The organism is Nocardia sp. NPDC001965 (genome assembly GCF_053594175.1).
On sequence record NZ_JBSFDZ010000010.1, the window covers coordinates 22,451 to 41,698 of the forward strand.

At 67.8% G+C, this 19,248-nt stretch carries 19 protein-coding genes; 5 read left to right on the plus strand and 14 right to left on the minus strand.

The features are described from left to right. Positions 1-97: 97 nt before the first annotated feature. From ACWCPQ_RS16485 to ACWCPQ_RS16520, 8 genes are all read right to left on the minus strand, one after another. Entirely contained in the window at positions 98-1,318 is a 1,221-nt protein-coding gene (locus ACWCPQ_RS16485) for an acyl-CoA dehydrogenase family protein (RefSeq protein ID WP_449899434.1), read from the minus strand. Between the two features lie 218 nt (positions 1,319-1,536). Next, positions 1,537-2,946, minus strand: coding sequence for an acyl-CoA dehydrogenase family protein (locus ACWCPQ_RS16490; protein WP_449899436.1), 1,410 nt, complete (start codon positions 2,944-2,946; stop codon positions 1,537-1,539). A 235-nt stretch (positions 2,947-3,181) separates the two neighbouring features. Next, complete coding sequence (gene ftsX / locus ACWCPQ_RS16495; RefSeq protein ID WP_449899438.1) at positions 3,182-4,087, minus strand: permease-like cell division protein FtsX; 906 nt, start codon at positions 4,085-4,087, stop codon at positions 3,182-3,184. Beyond that, complete coding sequence (gene ftsE, locus ACWCPQ_RS16500; protein WP_449899439.1) at positions 4,087-4,776, minus strand: cell division ATP-binding protein FtsE; 690 nt, start codon at positions 4,774-4,776, stop codon at positions 4,087-4,089. Before ftsE ends, ftsX begins: the two co-directional genes overlap by 1 nt. A 56-nt stretch (positions 4,777-4,832) precedes the next feature. Continuing rightward, complete coding sequence (locus tag ACWCPQ_RS16505; RefSeq protein ID WP_449899441.1) at positions 4,833-4,997, minus strand: hypothetical protein; 165 nt, start codon at positions 4,995-4,997, stop codon at positions 4,833-4,835. Further along, entirely contained in the window at positions 4,984-5,859 is an 876-nt protein-coding gene (locus ACWCPQ_RS16510) for a mechanosensitive ion channel family protein (RefSeq protein ID WP_449899892.1), read from the minus strand. The genes ACWCPQ_RS16505 and ACWCPQ_RS16510 overlap by 14 nt, the downstream gene beginning before the upstream one ends. 64 nt (positions 5,860-5,923) lie before the next feature. Next, on the minus strand, positions 5,924-7,045 hold the full coding sequence (prfB, locus tag ACWCPQ_RS16515) for a peptide chain release factor 2 (protein ID WP_449899444.1): 1,122 nt from the start codon (positions 7,043-7,045) through the stop codon (positions 5,924-5,926). 73 nt (positions 7,046-7,118) lie between these two features. Next, a complete protein-coding gene (locus tag ACWCPQ_RS16520) occupies positions 7,119-7,970 on the minus strand; it encodes a helix-turn-helix domain-containing protein (RefSeq protein ID WP_449899446.1) in 852 nt (283 codons plus the stop codon). A gap of 140 nt (positions 7,971-8,110) precedes the next feature. Here ACWCPQ_RS16520 and ACWCPQ_RS16525 point away from each other — a divergent pair, with 140 nt between their 5' ends. Both ACWCPQ_RS16525 and hisN read left to right on the plus strand, forming a co-directional pair. Beyond that, positions 8,111-8,704, plus strand: coding sequence for an NADPH-dependent FMN reductase (locus ACWCPQ_RS16525; protein ID WP_449899448.1), 594 nt, complete (start codon positions 8,111-8,113; stop codon positions 8,702-8,704). A gap of 74 nt (positions 8,705-8,778) precedes the next feature. Next, positions 8,779-9,564, plus strand: coding sequence for a histidinol-phosphatase (gene hisN, locus ACWCPQ_RS16530; protein ID WP_449899450.1), 786 nt, complete (start codon positions 8,779-8,781; stop codon positions 9,562-9,564). Between the two features lie 120 nt (positions 9,565-9,684). On the opposite strand, the gene ACWCPQ_RS16535 is transcribed toward hisN, so the two are convergent. Together ACWCPQ_RS16535 and ACWCPQ_RS16540 are read right to left on the minus strand one after the other, a co-directional pair. After that, positions 9,685-10,236: a DinB family protein gene (locus tag ACWCPQ_RS16535; protein WP_449899453.1), complete on the minus strand. Its 552-nt coding sequence runs from the start codon at positions 10,234-10,236 to the stop codon at positions 9,685-9,687. Positions 10,237-10,372: 136 nt separating this feature from the next. Further along, positions 10,373-11,344, minus strand: a complete 972-nt coding sequence (locus ACWCPQ_RS16540) for an SMP-30/gluconolactonase/LRE family protein (RefSeq protein ID WP_449899455.1) — start codon at positions 11,342-11,344, stop codon at positions 10,373-10,375. Between the two features lie 190 nt (positions 11,345-11,534). On the opposite strand from ACWCPQ_RS16540, the gene recQ reads away from it, so the two are divergent. The 3 genes from recQ (at position 11,535) to ACWCPQ_RS16555 (ending at position 15,614) form a co-directional block, all read left to right on the plus strand. Next, positions 11,535-13,412: a DNA helicase RecQ gene (gene recQ / locus ACWCPQ_RS16545; protein ID WP_449899458.1), complete on the plus strand. Its 1,878-nt coding sequence runs from the start codon at positions 11,535-11,537 to the stop codon at positions 13,410-13,412. A 101-nt stretch (positions 13,413-13,513) separates the two neighbouring features. Next, the gene (locus ACWCPQ_RS16550; RefSeq protein WP_449899460.1) at positions 13,514-14,545 is read left to right on the plus strand and encodes a hypothetical protein; all 1,032 of its coding nucleotides are present in this window, start codon (positions 13,514-13,516) and stop codon (positions 14,543-14,545) included. 79 nt (positions 14,546-14,624) lie between these two features. After that, a complete protein-coding gene (locus ACWCPQ_RS16555) occupies positions 14,625-15,614 on the plus strand; it encodes a helix-turn-helix transcriptional regulator (RefSeq protein WP_449899461.1) in 990 nt (329 codons plus the stop codon). 48 nt (positions 15,615-15,662) lie between these two features. Here ACWCPQ_RS16555 and ACWCPQ_RS16560 read toward each other — a convergent pair whose 3' ends face one another. The 4 genes from ACWCPQ_RS16560 to ACWCPQ_RS16575 form a co-directional block, all read right to left on the minus strand. Beyond that, positions 15,663-16,661, minus strand: a complete 999-nt coding sequence (locus tag ACWCPQ_RS16560; RefSeq protein ID WP_449899464.1) for an alpha/beta fold hydrolase — start codon at positions 16,659-16,661, stop codon at positions 15,663-15,665. A gap of 24 nt (positions 16,662-16,685) precedes the next feature. Further along, positions 16,686-17,804, minus strand: coding sequence for a PDR/VanB family oxidoreductase (locus ACWCPQ_RS16565; protein ID WP_449899466.1), 1,119 nt, complete (start codon positions 17,802-17,804; stop codon positions 16,686-16,688). Next, positions 17,801-18,703, minus strand: a complete 903-nt coding sequence (locus tag ACWCPQ_RS16570; RefSeq protein WP_449899469.1) for a metal-dependent hydrolase — start codon at positions 18,701-18,703, stop codon at positions 17,801-17,803. Before ACWCPQ_RS16570 ends, ACWCPQ_RS16565 begins: the two co-directional genes overlap by 4 nt. Positions 18,704-18,824: 121 nt before the next feature. Further along, positions 18,825-19,202, minus strand: a complete 378-nt coding sequence (locus ACWCPQ_RS16575; protein WP_449899471.1) for an ArsR/SmtB family transcription factor — start codon at positions 19,200-19,202, stop codon at positions 18,825-18,827. Between the last annotated feature and the right edge of the window lie 46 nt (positions 19,203-19,248).

Here is a 19,248-nt window from a genome sequence, read left to right on the forward strand (position 1 = left end):
CGGTGTTACAACCTGGAGGCAGCCGCGCCACCGGCGAGCGGGCGAAACCGGTGTGATCCCCCCAGCGGACCGCACCGGTTTCTTGCGTCCGACCTGCTTATTTGAGTTCGGCGCTGGTCTTGCCCAGGACCCGGCGGGCGACGATGAGCTGCTGGATCTGCTGGGTGCCCTCGAAGATGTCCAGAATCTTGGAGTCGCGACCCCACTTCTCCAGGAGCAGCCGCTGCGAGTACCCGACAGCACCGGCGAGTTCGACGGATTTGAGGGTCACATCGGTACCGGTACGACCCGCCTTCGCCTTGGACATGGATGCCTCGAGTGAATTCGGCTTCTTGTTGTCGGCCATCCAGGCGGCCCGCAGCGCCAGCAGATAGGCCGATTCGTAGTCGGCTTCCATCCGCAGGAATTCGGCCGCCGCCGCGTGCTGGTTGTTGGCCGGGGTGTCGTAGGAGATCTCGATACCCGCGTCGGCGAGGATGCTGCGCAGTTCCTCGAGTGCGGCGCGGGTGACACCGATGGCCATGGCCGCGACCATGGGGCGGGTGTTGTCGAAGGTCTGCATGACCCCGGCGAAACCCTTCTCCACGTTCACTTCCGGGCTACCGAGGATATTGTCCTTCGGGATCCGGCAGTCCTGCAGCAGCAGCACCGCGGTATCGGAGGCCTTGATGCCGAGCTTGTGCTCGAGCCGGGCCACCGAGAGGCCGGGAGCGTCGCGCGGGACGACGAACGATTTGATGGCGGCGCGGCCGAGGCTGCGGTCCACCGAGGCCCACACCACGATATGAGTGGAGCGCTGACCGGCGGTGACGAAGATCTTCTCGCCGTTGAGCACCCATTCGTCGCCGTCGAGTACGGCGGTGGTGGTGACCGCGGCCGAATCGGAGCCGAAGCTGGGTTCGGTGATGGCCATCGAGGCCCACACCTTGCCGAACCGTTCCAGCTGCTCGTCGGTGGCCACCGCCGCGATCGCGGCGTTGCCGAGACCCTGATAGGGGATGGACAGCATCAGTCCGACATCGCCCCAGGACGTCTCCAGGGCGTTGAGCAGCGCGGACATATTGCCGCCGTTGGCGTTGAGGAGCACCGCCGTACTGGGCGCCTCATCGTCGGAGCGGCCGCCGCTGGCGCCGCTGATCTTCTGCGTACCCGAATCGCTGAGCCCGTCGACCATGGCGGCCATGGTGTCGAGCTCCACCGGGTACTCGTGCTCACCGAGATCGTATTTACGCGAAATCGGGCGGAAGATCTGCGAGGCCACCTGATGCGCCTGATTGGCGCTGGCCCGCAGCTTCTTGGGAAGTTCGAGATTGATCATGAGATCTCCTGGCGATGAACCGGAAAGTTTGTTCCTGGGTTGGGTGGCTCGCAATATTCGGGACAGCGGCCGGGTTTCGACCTCGATCGGTCAGCTGCTCCGGTTCGGGCCCGCCCAGGGTCTGGAGCGACCGAGCGGAGGAGCGCAGCGACTGAGCGGAGGAGTGAAGACCCGGGGTCACGAGGGCCCGAACCCCGTGGCGCCGGAGGCGGCGCAAATTACACGAGCACTACGCCTTCGGCTACTGCGATACCCCTCAGATCGCGGTACCAGCGTTCGACCGGGTGTTCTTTGGTGAAGCCGTGGCCGCCGAGCAACTGGACTCCGTCCAGGCCGAAGCGCATACCCTTGTCGGCCGCCAGTTTCTTGGCCAGTGCGGCTTCCCGGGCGAAGGTGAGACCCTGTTCGGCGCGGGCGGCGCCGCGCAGCGTCACCAGGCGCAGTCCGTCGAGTTCGATGGCGATATCGGCCACCATGAACGCGACCGCCTGCCGGTTGCTGATCGGTTCGCCGAAGGCTTCCCGCTCGTTGACGTAGGGGATCACGTAGTCGAGTACGGCCTGTCCGGTACCGGTGGCCAGGGCGGCCCAGCCGAGGCGGGCGAGCTGGACGGCGTCGCGGTAGTCGGCGGCGTGCTGTTTGGCGTCGCCTTCACCGAGGATCGCGTCGGCCGCTACTGCCACATTGTCCAGTACCAGCCGGCCGAGTCCAGCGGCGCGCAGACCCATACTGGGATCGGCTTCCACCGAGAGACCCTTGGCGTCGGATTCGACCACGAACAGTGCGGGGCGGCCGTCGAGTTCGGCGCCCACGACGAAGATCTCGGCGTCGGCTGCCGCGGGAACCAGGCTCTTCACTCCGGTGAGCCGGTAGCCGCTGGGGGAACGGACGGCTTTGGTCTGCAGGCTGAACGGGTCGAAGAGGGCGCGCGGTTCGCTGATGACCACGGATGCCTGCGGAACGTTCTCGCCGGTGAAGGCGGGTAGATAAGTCTGCTGCTGGGCATCGGTACCCCACTGGGACAGGGCGACAGCGACGCCGCTCGGTGCGAGCAGGGGCAGGGCCAGGCCCATATCGCCGTGTGCCAGTGCTTCGGTGACCAGCGTGTTGGTGACGGCACCGCGTTCGGTGGCCGCGCCTTCGAGTTCTTCGGGGACGTTGATGAGGGTGATGCCCAGTTCCGCGGCCCGGCCCAGTAGGTCCTTGGGCGCGGCGGCGGCCTCGTCGGCGTCGTGCGCCGCCGGGCGCAGGATCTCGGCGGCGAATTCGCGCACCGTTTCGACGATCATCTGCTGTTCGTCGGTGGGAGTGAGGTCGAAGTAGTCCTTGGTCTTGGACTCGTTGTCGGGGAGCCGTTTGGGTGTCCCGCCGCCGGCGACCTTGTTGAAGGCGCGGGTGGCCGCGCCGAGAGTGCGGAATCCGGTTTTGGTGCTCTGGTAGGTGACCCGGTCGATGGGTTTGCGCAGGTTGTACTTCTCGGCCAGCTCCGAACCGGTGATGGTCGACATGACCCGCATGGCGGCGCCCATCCAGTCCCGTTTGGGCTGGTGCAGGCCCACCCCGTTCTCCTGGCGGGCGCCGTTGGGCGACCGCCGCTCGGTAGCGCTGTCTCGAATGCTCATCATCACCTGTTTCTCGCGCGGGAGTGAGGGAACCCCGGGTATCTTACTGCGGAGTAAGGCTATCTTACTGCGGAGTAAGAACGGCGTCGAGTGCTCTCTTCGTCCTGGTGAGCGGACACGCGCACAGAATTCGCAGGTGATACAGCCGAGACCGCCCGCCCCGGATTCCGGGGCGGGCGGTCTCGTCGCCGGAAGTTACCGCGGGTGGGAGTCGTCGCCCGAGGCCGCGGTGTCCGGCTCGCTATTCCCGCACGTACCAGCGCAGGGTCGCGTAGGCGGTGAGCCCGGCGAACACCACGCCGACCGGCATGACCATGAGTGCGGTGGTGAAGATGTCGTCGAAGGTGATCCGGGGGAAGACATTGCTGGTGAACAGGTCACCGAGCGCGCGATCGATCACCAGCGGCCGGGCCACGAACAGCCCCGCGGTGGCCAGCAGCCCGCCCGCCAGCGCGGCGGCCACCGCCTCCAGCAGGAACGGCAACTGGGTGTACCAGCGGGTGGCGCCCACCAGGCGCATGATGCTCACCTCCGTACGCCGGGTGAAGGCCGCGATCTGCACCATGTTCGCGATCAGCAGCAGGGCTGCCACCGCCTGCAGCAGGGCCATCCCGAACGCCGCGTTGCGCAGCCCGTCGAACAGGCTGACCAGCCGGTCGACGATGTCCTTGTCGTTTCGGACCATGCCGACCCCCGGCTGGCCGTAGAACTGCTCGTAGATGGTGGGGTACAGCGAGGCGTCGTCCATCTTGACCCGCAGCGAGGCCGGTAGCGGGGTCTCGCTCACGTACTCGGCCAGTTCCGGCTGGTCCTTGAAGGTTTTCTCCTTCGCCTCGCGGATCGCCGCGTCCCGGTTGAGGTACTGCACGTTCTCCACGCCGTCGAGCGCCTGGAGGTCGGCCATCAGTGGGCGGCACGGGTCCAGTACGCAGTCGGGATCGGTCGCCGAGACCTCCTCGGTGAGATACAGCCGCACCTCCAGCCGGTCCAGGAAGTACTGCTCGGTCTTGTCCGCGATACGTACCGCCAGCAGACCGCCGCCGAGCATGGTCAGCGAGACCGCGGTGGTGAGGATCATCGCGATGGTCATGGTGACATTGCGGCGCAGGCCTTCGGAGACCTCGCCGAACAGGAATCCCGCCCGCATTACCGGCCCACCTCGTAACCGCCCATTGCCTGGTCACGGACCAGATGACCTTCGTAGAGCTCCACCACGCGCCGGCGCATACCGTCCACGATCAGCGGATCGTGGGTGGCCATGAGCACCGTGGTACCCATCCGGTTGATGTGCTCGAGCAGCAGCATGATCTCGTAACTCGTCTCGGGGTCGAGGTTGCCGGTCGGCTCGTCTGCCAGCAGGACCAGCGGCCGGTTCACGAAGGCCCGGGCGATCGCGACCCGCTGCTGTTCGCCGCCGGACAGTTCGGTGGGCAGCCGGTCGGCCTTGGTGCCCAGGCCGACCAGTTCGAGCACCTCGGGCACGGTCCGGTCGATGAACTGCCGCCGTTTCCCGATCACCTCCAGGGCGAACGCCACGTTCTGGGCGACGGTTCGCTGCTGCAGCAGCCGGAAATCCTGGAAAACACACCCGATTCGCTGCCGCAATCGCGGTACCCGCCGCCCCGGTAGCCGATCGACCCGGAAATCCGCGACCGAGATCTCGCCCTCGGTCGGTATCTCCTCTTTGAGCAGCAACCGCATGAAGGTCGATTTACCCGAGCCCGACGGACCGATGAGGAAGACGAACTCACCCTTGTCGATATGAACGGTGATGTTCTCCAGCGCCGGTCGCGTAGCGGTCGGATACGACTTGCTGACGTTGCGCAGGGTGATCACGAGGAGACAGTGTAACCATTCGATAACGAAGCGGCCCGTCGGCAGTCCCGCGGCGGTCAGCGGCCCGGAATCACCTGGACCGGGACCTGGTGCACGGCGGGAACGGCGGGCGCGACCGGCGGTTTAGCGGGGGCGATCTGGTCCGGTTTGACGAACAGGTACAGCACGAAGGTCGCGACCCAACCGCACGCCAGGATCAGGGTGGATCTACGGGCGCGCATTGAGCCCTTCCCGGCGCATGGCCGCGGCCACCCGCACCCGCAGTTCGCGACTCACCTCGAACTGTTTACCCGGCAACGTCCGGGCGACCATCCGGATATTCATCTGATCCACGGTCAGGTCCTCCACACCCATCACCGTCGGCTCGTCGAGCAGCAGCGGTTCGAGGCGGGGGTCCTGATAGGCCTGACCACCCACCTCGTGCAGTACTTCGTTGATGCGGAGGATATCGGCACTCGCCGCGACGGGCACATCGATCGCCGCGCGGGCCCAATCCTTGGACAGATTGGTAACTTTCACGATCTGGCCGTTCGGGACGGTGATCACCTCACCGTCCGGATTACGCAACTTGGTGACCCGCAGCGTCACATCCTCGACTGTGCCCTCGGCCGGATCCTGGATACCGGTCACCGCGATCCGCACCACATCGCCGAACCCGTACTGCCGTTCGGTGATGAGGAAGAACCCGGCCAGGATGTCCTGCACGATGCGCTGCGCGCCGAAACCGAGCGCGGCACCCAGGACCGCGGCCGGGGCGACCAGGCCCGACATCGAGAATCCGATTCGCCCCAGGACCTCCATGGCGACCAGCACGTAGGCCACGGTCAGCACCACCCAGGTGAGCACCTGCGCCAGTGCGTGCCGGTGCTTGGCCTCTTCCGAGCGGACCAGCGCGTCACCGCCGCGGAAACCGGAATCGATCTTCTGCGTCACTCGATCGCGCAGGTAAGTGGCGAAGCGGGCGAACAGCATCGCCCCGAGTATCAGCAGCACGATCTCCAGGCCCGAGGATCGCAGCCACGAAGTCACATCCGAGGACGCGGCCAGCGACACCGCCAGGGCCTCGGTCCCCTCCGAATGCATCAGAACCACCCGCTCTCCCGTGCATCACCGCCGAAACGGCCTGCGGCGACCCGTAATCGGGACCCTAGCTCTCCTGCAGCACTGTACTCATCCGCCAGCGGATACCGGACTCGATGAACCCGTCGATATCGCCGTCGAGCACCGCCGAGGGGTTGTTGACCTCGTAATTGGTGCGCAGATCCTTGACCATCTGGTAGGGGTGCAGCACATAGGACCGCATCTGGTTGCCCCAGGACGCGCCCTCATTGGTCTTGAGCGCGTCCATCTGAGCGCGCTCCTCCTGCCGTTTGCGCTCCAGCAGCTTGGCCTGCAACACCCGCATGGCCGAAACCTTGTTCTGCAGCTGGGATTTCTCGTTCTGGCAGGTGACCACGATCCCGGTGGGGATATGGGTGATGCGCACCGCCGAGTCGGTGGTGTTCACGCTCTGCCCGCCGGGGCCCGACGACCGGTAGACATCGACCCGGATATCGGTTTCCGGGATCTCGATATGGTCGGTGGTCTCCACGACCGGCAGTACCTCGACCTCGGCGAACGAGGTCTGGCGGCGGCCCTGGTTGTCGAACGGGCTGATCCGGACCAGCCGGTGCGTGCCCATCTCCACCGAGAGCGTGCCGTAGGCGTACGGGGTCTTGATCGCAAAGGTGGCGCTCTTGATACCGGCCTCCTCGGCGTAGGAGGTGTCGTAGACCTCGACCGAGTACTTGTGTCGGTCCGCCCAGCGGATGTACATGCGCATCAGCATCTCGGCCCAGTCGGCGGCGTCCACCCCGCCGGCGCCGGAGCGGATATTGACCAGTGCGTCACGTTTGTCGTATTCGCCCGACAGCAGCGTGCGGACCTCGAGTGCCTCCACGTCGGTGTGCAGTGCGGCGCGCTCGGCGTCGGCGTCGGCCAGCGCGCCGGCCTGCGCGTCGCCCTCTTCCTCCTCGGCCAGCTCGTAGAGCACCGGGAGATCCTCGAGCCGCTGCCGTAACTCCTCGACGCGGCGCAGCTCGCCCTGCGCGTGCGACAGCTCGCTGGTAACCCGCTGCGCGTGATCCTGGTCGTTCCAGAGCTCTGGGTCGGCGGCCTGGTGCTCCAGCTCGTCTATGCGACGGCGCAGCTCCTCGATATCGAGGACCGATTCGACGGTCTTGAGAGTCGCGTCGAGTTCGGCGAGGTCGGCGGTAACGTCTGGATGCACGGTGTTCAAGGCTACTAGGAGCGCCCATCGCGGTGAAACCGCGCGGGCCGGTATCGGCCGGAAACGACGCGATTCAGCTCGGGACGGCGCGCAGGTTGCCGGGCCGGTGCCCGGCCAGCCGCTCGAGTGCGGTGGCCGTCGCCGGGTCGGCGGGCAGCTGCACGATCAACTGCTGATCGTCGTCGGCGAACAGATCGAGGGTTTCGTAGGCCAGCCGCAGCGCTCCGGCCGCCGGATGCGCCATCCGGGTCACGCCCGTGGCCGCGGGCAGGTTGGGCACGGTGGCGACCCGGTCGGTGAACGCCGCTCCGGCGGTGATGGTGAGCTGGTCGGCCAGCGCCGCGATCTCCGGGTCGGCCCGGAAAGGGCCCTGTTTGAGCGTGGCCACCAGGTGGTCGGCCAGATGGTCCCAGTCCGGGTAGACCTCGCGGGCTCGCGGATCGGTGAAGACGAAATGGGCGAGATTGGTGAAATGTTCCTCGTCCAGCGCGCCGGTCGGCTCCATCAGCCGCCGGTAGCCGTCGGTGCAGGCCAGGGCCTCGGTGAGCCGGTTCACCACGACTGCGGCCGCGGGTTCGAGCTGATCGAGCAGCGCCTGGACAGTCGGGCGGATCTCCCGGCCCCGGGTCCGGCCCATGCAGTTGAACCCGGTATCCGCCTTGGTCAGGCGGTAGAGGTGGACCCGTTCCGCCGATGTGAGCGCCAGCGCGTCGGCCAAGGCGGCGAGAACCTGTGGCGACGGATTGCGATCGCGACCCTGTTCGAGCCGGGTGATGTATTCGACGCTGACCCCCGCCAGCGTGGCCAGCTCCGACCGGCGCAGACCCGGTGTCCGCCGCCGGGCTCCGGTGGGCAGCCCCACCTGGGCCGGTGTCACCGTATCGCGCCTGCTGCGCAGGAACAGGCCCATCTCGTTCTCGCTCACAGGTCCCAAGGTAGCGGTGCGGTCCCGGCTCAGGGTGGCCGTGGCAGTACCACTCTCGGTGCGGTCTCCCCCGCGCGCACCGGACACGGCAGATTCGAATCCGGCGGCCACCGGGCCGCCGGACGAGAACGGAGCACACCATGTCCACCACGCCTCTGCGCCTCGCGGTGATCGTCGGCAGCGTCCGGGAAGGGCGCTTCGGGCCGGTCGTCGCCTCCTGGATCGCCGCGCAGGCCGCCCGCCACGATCGCTTCGAGATCGACGTGATCGATCTGGCCGAGGCGGAGATTCCGCTGGCCCTGCCGGCCGTACCGCCGGCAATGGAGCCTAACCCGCCGCGGCCCGAGGGGATGCGGGCGCTGAGCGAGCGGCTCGCCGCCGCGGACGCGTTCGTCATCGTGACCCCCGACTACAACCGCAGTTTCCCGGCCTCCCTGAAAGCCGTCATCGACTGGCATTTCACCCAATGGCAAGCCAAGGCGATCGCGTTCGTCGGCTACAGCGGAGCCAGCGGTGGTCTGCTGGCCATCGAACAGCTGCGTCAGGTGTTCAACGAACTCGACGCCCACACCGTGCGCGAATACGTGTCGTTCCCCCGCTACTACCTGCTGTTCGGGGAGGACGGGCAACTGCTCGCGCCCGAGGAACCGGCGGCCGCGGCCGAGGTGATGCTGGACCGGCTGCACTGGTGGACGGAGGCGCTGGTGGCGGCTCGTGCGGTCGCGACGGTCTGAGGGCCCGGGCCGGTCCCGGCCGCGTGACGGCACGGCGCGCGGCCGCACCCGAATCGACTCGATAGTGTTCGGGTGTGGCTGCACACTCCTCTGACCTCGAACTCGCGTTACGGCTGGCCGACGAGGCGGACGCGATCACCCGGGAACGGTTCGGTGCCCTGGATCTGAAGGTCGACGCGAAACCGGATCTCACCCCGGTATCGGATGCCGATCTCGCCGTGGAGGAGGCCATTCGCCGGATCCTGCGGCACGGCCGCCCGGCGGACGCGATCCTCGGCGAGGAGTTCGGCGGAACCGTCGAGTTCACCGGCCGGCAGTGGGTGGTGGACCCGATCGACGGCACCAAGAACTTCGTGCGCGGGGTCCCGGTGTGGGCGACTCTGATAGCTCTGCTGGAAGACGGTGTGCCCGTGGTCGGCGTGGTGAGCGCGCCCGCCCTGGCCCGGCGCTGGTGGGCCGCGGCGGGCCAGGGCGCGTGGTCTACTTTCCATCCGGGGGCCCCGCAGCCGATCACCGTCAGCGCGGTGGCCGAGCCCGGTTCGGCCAGCCTCGCGTTCTCCAGTCTGTCCGGCTGGCGCGACCGCGGCCTGCGCGAGCGGTTCATCGACCTCACCGACGAGGTCTGGCGGGTTCGCGGATACGGCGACTTCTTGAACTACTGCCTGGTCGCGGAAGGCGCGGTGGATATCGCGGCCGAACCCGAGGTCTCGCTGTGGGATCTGGCGGCGCTGGACATCCTGGTCCGTGAAGCGGGCGGCACCTTCACCTCGCTCGATGGTCGCGACGGGCCGCACGGCGGAGACGCGGTGGCCTCCAACGGCCTGTTGCACCGGCATGTCCTGGACCGGCTGGGCGGATGACCGGAGCGACGGACGGCCGCCCACCGGAGTGTCCCGGTCCCGTGGATTCCGGTCGCCGGACAGGCGCATCCGGCGCGGCACCCCACGCCCACCGAGGCGCGGGGTGATCCGCGAGCTCGGTCAGCCCATGGTCTTGGCGCCGTCGATCGCCTCGCGGAGGATATCCGCGTGACCCGCGTGCTGGGTGGTCTCGGCGATGATGTGCAGCAGTACCCGGCGCGTGGACCAGTGACTCTCCTGGAACCAGGGTGCCTTGGGCAGCGGCCACTTCGCGTTCAGATCCGGCAGGCCGGCCACCATCTCGTCGGTTCGCCGGGCCACTTCGTCGTAGGCCGCGAGCACACCGGCCAGGGTCTCACCGGGCAGCATCCGGAATTCGTTCTCCCGGGCCGCGAAATCCGCGGCGGTCATATCGTCGAAATCCTTCGAGGTGGCGGTTCCGTCCACGATGAATTCCACCCAGCTGCGTTCGCAACCGGTGACGTGCTTGATCAGGCCGCCCAGGCACAGTTCGCTGGGTGTGGGGCGGGCAGCGGCCTGCGCGTCGGTCAGGTCGCGGGTGGTGAAGCGCAGGAAGAAGCGCGCGGCGCGCAGTTCGGCGAGCAGGTCGGCCCGCTCACCGGAGAGGGCCGCGGCGGCGTCGGTCTCGGGGAGGGTGGAGGTTTCGCTCATGGTCTTCGCCTTCCGTCGGGGATCCGGTGGATTCCGTGTCAGAAGAAACGGTATGACCCTTTGCGGCCACTTTCCGGCCTCAATTACCCGGAATGGTGAAACTTTCCGACAACTCGCCCCGAGCCGGCGATATCGTTCACCGGCGCGTGCTGTCGGCCGGTGTGAGGTCGAGTCCGGGCGGCGGGCGTAGGCGCCGCAGAGCGCCGTCCATCGCGGTGACGAACAGGGCCCAGGTATCTCCGTCGCGGGCGATGCGCACCGAGGTCGTGCCGTCGGGCGGCATGCGGATCGGGTCGAGCCTTTTGATCAGGCCGGTCACGACGGCACAGCCCGATCCGGTTGCCGGGTCCACGCGATAGACCGCGCCGACGCCGTGGTCGGCGACATACAGGTCACCGTCGCGGGTGGCCTCCATATCGTCGGGGACCGCCAGCAGATTCGGGGGACCGGCGACGACCTGTGCGGCGGCGGGGGCGTGCAACGGGACCCGGAAGATCCGCATGGTCAGATTCCCGGTGTAGATCGACGCGCCGTCGGGAGCCAGCGCCAGACCGTTGGTGAGCGGTACCGGGGACCACGACTCGGTGAAATCCCCGGTCGAGGGCCGGTACCTGGCGATCCCGGTCGGCGCGCCCAGTACACCGATCGTGCTGATCAGCAGGTCGCCGTCGGGGAGCAGCAGCAATCCGTTCGGACCGTTGAGCCCGGTACGGAGTACGGTCACCGCGCCGGTGTCGAGGTCGTAGCGCTGTAGCGTGCCCGGTGGGTCGGTCAGCCCGTCACCGGTCAGGTAGTACACCGAGCGCCCGGCCACCCGGACACCGGCCGGATGTTCCAGCCCGGTGACCAGCTTCTCGAGCTTCCCGTCGGCGGAGACATGGCCGAGGTAGCCGTCGACGATACCGGTGACGTAGAAACCGCCCGCGCCGTCGGAATCCAGATTCTCCAGATTCCCGACGCCGTCGACGATCGTGGTCGTCTCCCAGCCGTCCGCGCACATCGCCGGGAAGGCCTGTGCCTGCGCGGGCGCCGCACCCACGCAGGCCGCCGTTACCGCCACCGCGGCGAACAGCGCCCGCCGGGCGCGCGCTCGTGTTCTGGATGCCATATCGGACAACCTAAGTGATCCGGTGCGGTTCGGCTGTGATCCGGTGCAGTACAACCGGACGGGCGCGGTCGGTCGCCGGAAGTCCCCGTCCCAGGCGGCCGGCCGGCGGGTTGTCCACATGTGCGCAACATGGACCGTGTCCCGGCCCGGTCGCCGGCGGCCCCTCCGGCCGTCCGCGCGGGCTCGTAGGATGGGCCGCGTGGAATCCCCCGAAGCCCCGACCGCGCCCGCTGACCGGCCGGATGCCGAAATCGATGCGGCACAGCGGGTTCTGAGCCGGGTGTTCGGTTACGAGAGTTTCCGGGGAGAACAGCGCGCGATCGTCGACCAGGTGATCAGCGGTGGTGACGCCCTGGTGCTCATGCCCACGGGCGGCGGCAAATCGCTGTGTTACCAGATCCCCGCGCTGGTCCGCGACGGTGTCGGGGTCGTGGTCTCCCCGCTGATCGCACTCATGCAGGACCAGGTCGACGCGCTCAGCGCGCTCGGCGTCCGGGCCGGCTTCCTCAATTCCACCCAGTTCCCGGACGAACGGCGGGTGGTGGAAGCGCAGTTCGTGGCCGGTGAACTCGACCTGCTGTACCTGGCGCCCGAGCGGTTGCGGATGGAATCCACGGCGCAGTTGCTCGATCGCGGCCGCATCGCGCTGTTCGCGATCGACGAGGCGCACTGTGTATCGCAGTGGGGCCACGATTTCCGGCCCGACTATCTGGCCCTGTCCATGCTGCACGAACGCTGGCCCGAGGTGCCCCGCATCGCGCTCACCGCCACCGCGACCGAGAAGACCCGCGACGAGATCATCACCCGGCTGGATCTGGGGCAGGCACGGCGGTTCGTGGCCAGTTTCGACCGGCCCAATATCCAGTACCGGGTCGAACCGAAGAACCGGCCCGATCGCCAACTGCTGGACTTCCTGCGTGCCGAACATCCCGGCGACGCCGGAATCGTCTACTGCCTGTCCCGCAACTCGGTGGAGAAGACCGCCGCCTTCCTCACCGAGAACGGTATCCGGGCGGTCCCGTACCACGCCGGCCTGGATCATCGGACCCGCGCCGAGAACCAGGCTCGCTTCCTGCGCGAGGACGGTCTGGTGGTCGTGGCCACGATCGCGTTCGGGATGGGTATCGATAAACCCGATGTCCGTTTCGTCGCCCATCTCGACCTGCCCAAATCCGTCGAGGGCTACTACCAGGAAACCGGACGTGCCGGCCGGGACGGACTGGCCTCCACGGCGTGGATGGTCTACGGCCTGCAGGATGTGGTGCAGCAGCGCAAACTCATCGAGACCTCCGAGGGCGATGCCGCCCACCGCCGACAGTTGCAGTTGCACCTCGACGCGATGCTCGCACTGTGCGAAACGGTCGACTGCCGCCGTGCCCAGTTGCTCGCCTATTTCGGTCAGCCGCCGCAGCCGTGCGGGAACTGCGACACCTGCCTGAATCCGCCCGAATCCTGGGACGGCACCGTCGCGGCGCAGAAACTGCTGTCGGCCGTTCTGCGGCTGAAACGGGAGCGCGGTCAGAGCTTCGGCGCCGGTCACCTCATCGATATCCTGCTCGGCAAGCAGAATCAGAAGGTGCAGCAATACGACCACCACGAACTCAGTGTGTTCGGCGTCGGCACCGATCTGCGCGATACCCAATGGCGCGGTGTGACGCGTCAATTACTGGCCCAGGGCCTGCTCGCCGTCCACGGGGACTACGGAGTGCTCACCCTGACCGAGGCCAGCGAGGAAGTGCTCTTCGAAGGCCGGACCGTCCGATTGCGCCGCGAATCCGAACGGCCCACGCCCTCGCGTGCGGCCCGCAGCGCGAAATCCGGTAGATCCGCGCCTGTCGATCTCGACCCCGCCGATACCTCGCTGTTCGAGAAGCTGCGCCAGTGGCGGGCCGATACTGCCAAGGAACAGGGTGTTCCCGCCTATGTCGTATTCCACGACGCCACCCTGCGCGATATCGCCGCGCGTAAGCCCGCCGATCTGGGTGCGCTCGGTACTGTGAACGGTGTCGGGGAGAACAAGCTGGCACGTTACGGAGAGCAGGTTCTGGAGGTGCTGGCGGCCGGATGATCCGGTCGGGGGCGTAAGCCGGTGCTACAGAACCGCTTTCATCCGATGATTCCTCCCGCCAGTGACGATAGGGGCCTGAACAGAGGACCTAACCTGGCAGTATGTCCGACAAGCACACTCCGTGGTCGCGGTCACGCCACCGCGCTGGCTTGTCTGCCGATCAGTTCGGCAGCTTGGATCCACGCGTTCAACGTACCGCGACAAACCGCCCGTTCCAGGATCGCTCGGGGGTTGCCGGGCCGCTCGAGTCGGTTCGCCTGCTCGGTTCGGCGGCGCAGGAGCCCGGAGCCGGCGACGGTACGCGTATCGCGGATACCGAGGCCGCCGGCGACCGCGGTCCGGCCGGGTTCGTGCCGTCCGGACCGTCGGGCAGCGGCGAAGAGAACGCCTATGCCGCCGACGGGCCGCAGCCGGAATCCGGTTTGCCGGATAACGGTCCGGCGGAATACGGCTACCAGGAGTACGCCCCGGAGGGCTACGAGGAGTACGCCCCGGAGGGCTACCAGGAATACGCCCCGGAGGGCTACGAGGGGTCCGTGCCGCGGACAGTGCCGGACCCGGCCGCGCCTGCCGACTACCCGGCGTACCCGGCGTTTCCACGGCCGGAGACCGTGCGTTCGGGCGCGTATCGGCAGCCGCCGGCGGATCCGTCGGACAACGCCTGGCCCGTACCGGAAACCGAAGCCCTGGAGTTGCTTCCCGTCGGTGGTCACGCACTGCTGGGCCTGTGTATCGGACTCGCCGTCCTGCTCGCGGTGGCCTTCTTCTACATGGGCCGGACGAGCGGGACGAACCAGGCCGCTGCCCCGACCGCGGCCACCGTTGTCTCGACCATATCGCCGAGCCGGACCGAGGACCCGGCCGCCGAATCCCCCGATATCGGGGCGGGTTTCGCCTGGGGCAAGGTGCTGACCAACGACGGCAGGACCCTCACCATCAAAAGCGAGATCAACCACAGCGTGATCGTCGTGCACGCCGATGAGCACACGAAGGTCTACGTGCTGGTCGCCACCACGATCGAGGCCATCGCCGTGGGCGCGCCGATCCTGGTCTACGGCCGTAAGCATGCGGACGAGTCGATATCCGCCGACACCATCACCGGGGTGTCGCTGCGCGCGCTCGGCTCGGGCTAGACCGAGGCGAACCGGGTATCGCCCGGTTCGCCCACCCCAACGGTCACTATCTGACCGTAATTCGAGAACAATCGACAGTATGGCCAATACGAGCACCCGGACATTGCGCCTGCTGTCGCTGCTGCAGACCCACAAATACTGGCCCGGCAACGAGCTGGCCATCCGGCTGAAGGTGTCACCGCGGACCCTGCGCCGAGATATCGACCGCCTGCGGGAACTCGGGTATCCGGTGGAGGCCCAGCGCGGGGTCGACGGCGGCTATCAACTGGCCGCCGGTGCGGCGCTGCCCCCGCTGATGGTCGACGACGACGAGGCGGTGGCACTCGTGGTCGGACTCCAGTTCGCGATGCAGGGCATGGTCGAGGGCGTGGCGGAATCCTCGGTGCGCGCACTGGCGAAAGTGGTGCAGGTGATGCCGCCGCGGCTGCGGAAACGGGTGGATGCGGTCCGGGCCATGACGGTACCCGCGGATTGGGGTGGCGGGCGCCCGGGCGCTGCTCCGGACCCGGCGGCACTCACCGCGGTCGCCCTGGCCTGCCGTGACAGTGAACGGTTGCTTTTCACCTACACCGCCGCGGACGGTCGGCGGAGCGAGCGTCACGTCGAACCGCATCGTCTGGTATCGCTGGGTCGACGCTGGTACCTGGTGGCCTTCGATCTGACTCGCCACGATTGGCGTAGTTTCCGGATCGACCGGCTCACCGGTCCGGCAGGTGACGGATCGCGCTTCCGTCCCCGGGAGCTGCCCACCGCCGACGCCGCGGAATTCGTCCGGTCGGGGGTCGACAATATGCCGCATCTGCACCGGATCGAGGCACAGGTCGATGCTCCGGCCGAGTTCGTCCGGCAGCGTTTGGGCCGGTGGGGCACCGTGGAAGAGATCGATACCGGACATTGCCGGGTATTCATGACCACCGACTCCCTGGACTGGCCCACCATGTCACTGGGATCTCTCGGCGCCGACTTCCGGGTCCTGCAACCCCCGGAACTGGCCGAGCACATCCGGGCGTGGGGCGAGCGTTTCCGTCGTGCCCACCCGGAGCCCGTCGCGCCACCGGCCGAATCGTGACCGGTACGCGAGCCGGGCCACCCCGGGCGAATACCCCTGCCGCGGATCTCAGTCCGTGCCCGTGGGCCGGACCGCGCGCAACCGGCGCGCGGGCTCGGCACCGGCGATCCGCCGGGTGACACCCGTGGCGACCTCTCCCCGGCGCACGGCGTTCACGAATTCGGTTGTCGCGGTGGCCAGCAATTCGGGATGGGAGAACGGCATCCAGTGACCGGCCGGTACATCGCGGCGCCACACTCGTGAGACCCAGCGCGCCGTATCGTCGTATCCGGCGGGCCGGACCGCGATATCGCGTCCCGCCACGATGAGCTGGACCGGTACGTCGGTGGTGCGTTCCCGGGGGTTGAGCAGATGCGCGAAGATATTCGCGCGGTAGATGAGCAGGCCGTCGACCATATCCCGCTTCAAGGTCGGGGCGAAGAAGATCGTCGAGGGCGCGGTATCGTTCATGATCTGGATGACCCGGCGCCAGCGTTGTTCGGTGGCGAGCATCCCGAACGCCCAGCGCGGCAGGCCGGGGGTCATGAAGAACCCGGTGTAGGCCGAGGAGAGCAACTGGGTGAACGGCTGCCAGATGTTGCGCGGACCGGGCCGACCGAGCCGGTCGCGAACCCATTTGCCCAGATGGTCGAGATTGGGGCCGGATACCGAGGTGAACGAGGCGATCCGCTCGGCCGCTCCCGGCTCGCAGACGGCCTCCCAGACCTGTACCGAACCCCAGTCGTGGGCGAGGACGTGCACCGGCCGCCCCGGGCTCACCGCGTCGGCGATCGCGAAGAAGTCCGTGGCCAGTTCACTGAGCCGGAAGTCGGCGACCCGGCCGGTCCGGGTCGAGGCGCCGTGTCCGCGAGTGTCGTAGGCGACCACATGGAAGTTCCGGGCCAGCAGCGGGATCACGCCGTGCCACAGATGGTTCGTATCGGGCCAGCCGTGCACCAGGACGACGGTTTCTGCGGCCGGGTCACCGTATTCGTATACCGCGAGGTCGAAGTCGCCGCTGCGGACCGTGCGCCGGGTCGCGGTGGGTTCGTGGTCGGGTTCGGTCACGCTTACTCCTCGATGCTTGCGGATCTAGAGGTCGAGTACCAGACGCCCACCCGCACAACGCGATACACACGCCAGCAGGTCGCCGTCGGCGCGCTCGGCGGGGGTCAGGACGGAATCGCGGTGGTCGGGGGAGCCGGCCAGCACCCGGACCTTGCAGGTGCGGCAGAAACCCTGGCGGCACGAGTACGGTTGGTCCGGCCGGTGTGCCAGCAACACATCCAGGGCGGATCTGTCGGCCGGGACGCGCAGAACGTCACCGCTGCGGGCCAGTTCGATCTCGAAGGGCATTCCGTCGACCACCGGTGGTGCCGAGAACCGTTCGGAATGCAGTTCCACCTCGGCCATATCGCGCACGGCGGCGGCGACCGCGCCGACCATCGGCGCCGGGCCGCAACAATACACCGCGGTTCCCCGGCGGACTCCGTGCACGAGTTCGGCGCCGGTCGGGAGTCCGTTCCGGTCGTCGGTGCGCACGGTGACCCGGTCGCCGAAGCGTTCCACTTCGGTCAGGAAGGGAAGGGTGTCCCGGGCCCGGCCGGTGTACAGCATGGTCCATTCGATGCCGAGCGATTCGGCCGATCGCATCATGGGCAGGATCGGGGTGATACCGATCCCACCGGCCACGAAACGCAGCCGGGTGGCCGGTGATCCGTGACCCGGCACCGCGAACGGGAACGCGTTGCGCGGGCCCCGGACCACCAGCGCGGAGCCGACCGTGATCTCCCGGTGTACCTCGTTCGATCCGCCGCCGCCGTCCGGGATACGGCGCACCGCGATCCGATAGGTCCGCGTATCGGCCGGATCGCCGCACAGCGAGTACTGGCGCAGCCGGCCCGAGGGCAGTTCCAGATCCAGATGGGCGCCCGGCCGCCAAGCCGGTAACTGCCGCCCGTCCGCGGCGGCCAGCCGCAGGCTCACCACCTCGTGGTCGTGCGCTCGCACCTGTCGCTCGACGACACGGACGCGGATCCGGCGGTCGTCCGCGCGCGGCGCCACATCGCGCCGGTTGGTGAACGCGGTCCAGCGCATCCGCGCGTTCACCATCGCGTCGAGCAGACGCAGCGTGCGGTCGCCGTGCTTCCCGCCGTACAGATCGGGTGGCAGCGGGATCGCCGGCGCCGGCCGCGGATCCGCGACGGTCACGACGCCGCCCGCGCGGCCGGTGACTGTGCCAGGTAGGCGATGGCCTGAGCGGTGGACCCGACCGACTCCGGGCTGTACCCCGGCCGGAATGTCGACAGCGCGCTGGTCAGCAGCGCCGGGATTCCCGGTAACGCGCCCCGGCGCATGGCGCCGAAGATCTTCAGCAGCAGTCCCGGGTAGCCCAGGTCGGGCAGCGACGGATCTCGGCGCACCAGGTATTTGGTACCGCGGACGAGCAACACCAGGAACGACGGGAAGACCAGCAGCATCAACGCGCCCCGCCGGAAATAACCCACCCCGAAGTATTCGGCGACGTCGTGGGCCACATTGCGGTGTTCCACCTCTTCGGCGCCGTGCCAGCGGTACAGGTCGAGCATGCGCGGGTCGGCGTCGAACTTCTCCAGTTCACTGTTGAGTACCCAATCGCCCAGGAACGCGAAGAAGTGTTCCAGGGAAGCGATGACCCCGAGCCGGTCCACCAATTGCTGCCGACCGGCCCGGGTGCCCGTGCCCTGCCGGGGGCCGACGGTTTTGCGGAAGAGGTATTCCGCGTGCTCGAGGAAGGGCCGCGGGTCTATCCCGTTGGCGGTGAGCAACATGTCGTGGGAGCCGGCGTGGGTCTCGGCGTGCATCGACTCCTGGCCGATGAATCCGAGCATGTCCTCACGTAGTTTCGCGTCCCGGACGAACGGGAGCGCCTCACCGAATGTGGTGAGGAAGCTGCGTTCGCCCTCGGGCAGCAGGAGGTTGAGCGAGTTCATCACATGGGAGGCGATGGGTTCGGCGGCCATCCAGTGCAGCGGGATATCAGCCCAGTCGAAGCGCACGTCGCGAGCGTTCAACGCGACGTCTCCCGGATCGGTCGCCCGGTCGGGAGCGGGGGTGCCGAACAACCTCATCGATCCTCCTCGATCGTCACCAGGGCCGTGCGCGACGAGGTCGCGGCGGCAATTCACCGGCAGACGCGATCATACACATAAGTGGGACGAGGAGTAACAGAAAAGAAGGGTTACATCAAAGCTACCCGGCGGTAGGGCGGCTCGGTGGCGGTTCCCAGTTCGCGACCAGATCCAACAGTCCCGGGAACCGCGCGTTCAGATCGTCGACCCGGACCACATTGCGGCGCTCCAGGCCGTACTGCCACTGCCGGATCAGTCCCGATTCGCGCAGCACTCGCCAGTGGTGGGTCCGTGTCGACTTCGGCCGGTCGATCTCGAACCAGCCGCAGGCCTGTGGCACGCCGCCGGCGTCGAGGTAGTAGGCGCGCACGATGCTCAGCCGCAGCGGATCGCTGAGCGCGGCCAGCACGGCTTCCAGGCGCATTTCCGCACGTGTGGGCTCGGGTAGTAGCTCGCCGGGCGCGGCTGTCTCGCCCCGGCGGGTGGTGATGTCCGGCACGGCTCTCCTCGGCTGTTGTCCAGTACGACAATTATCGTACTTGATG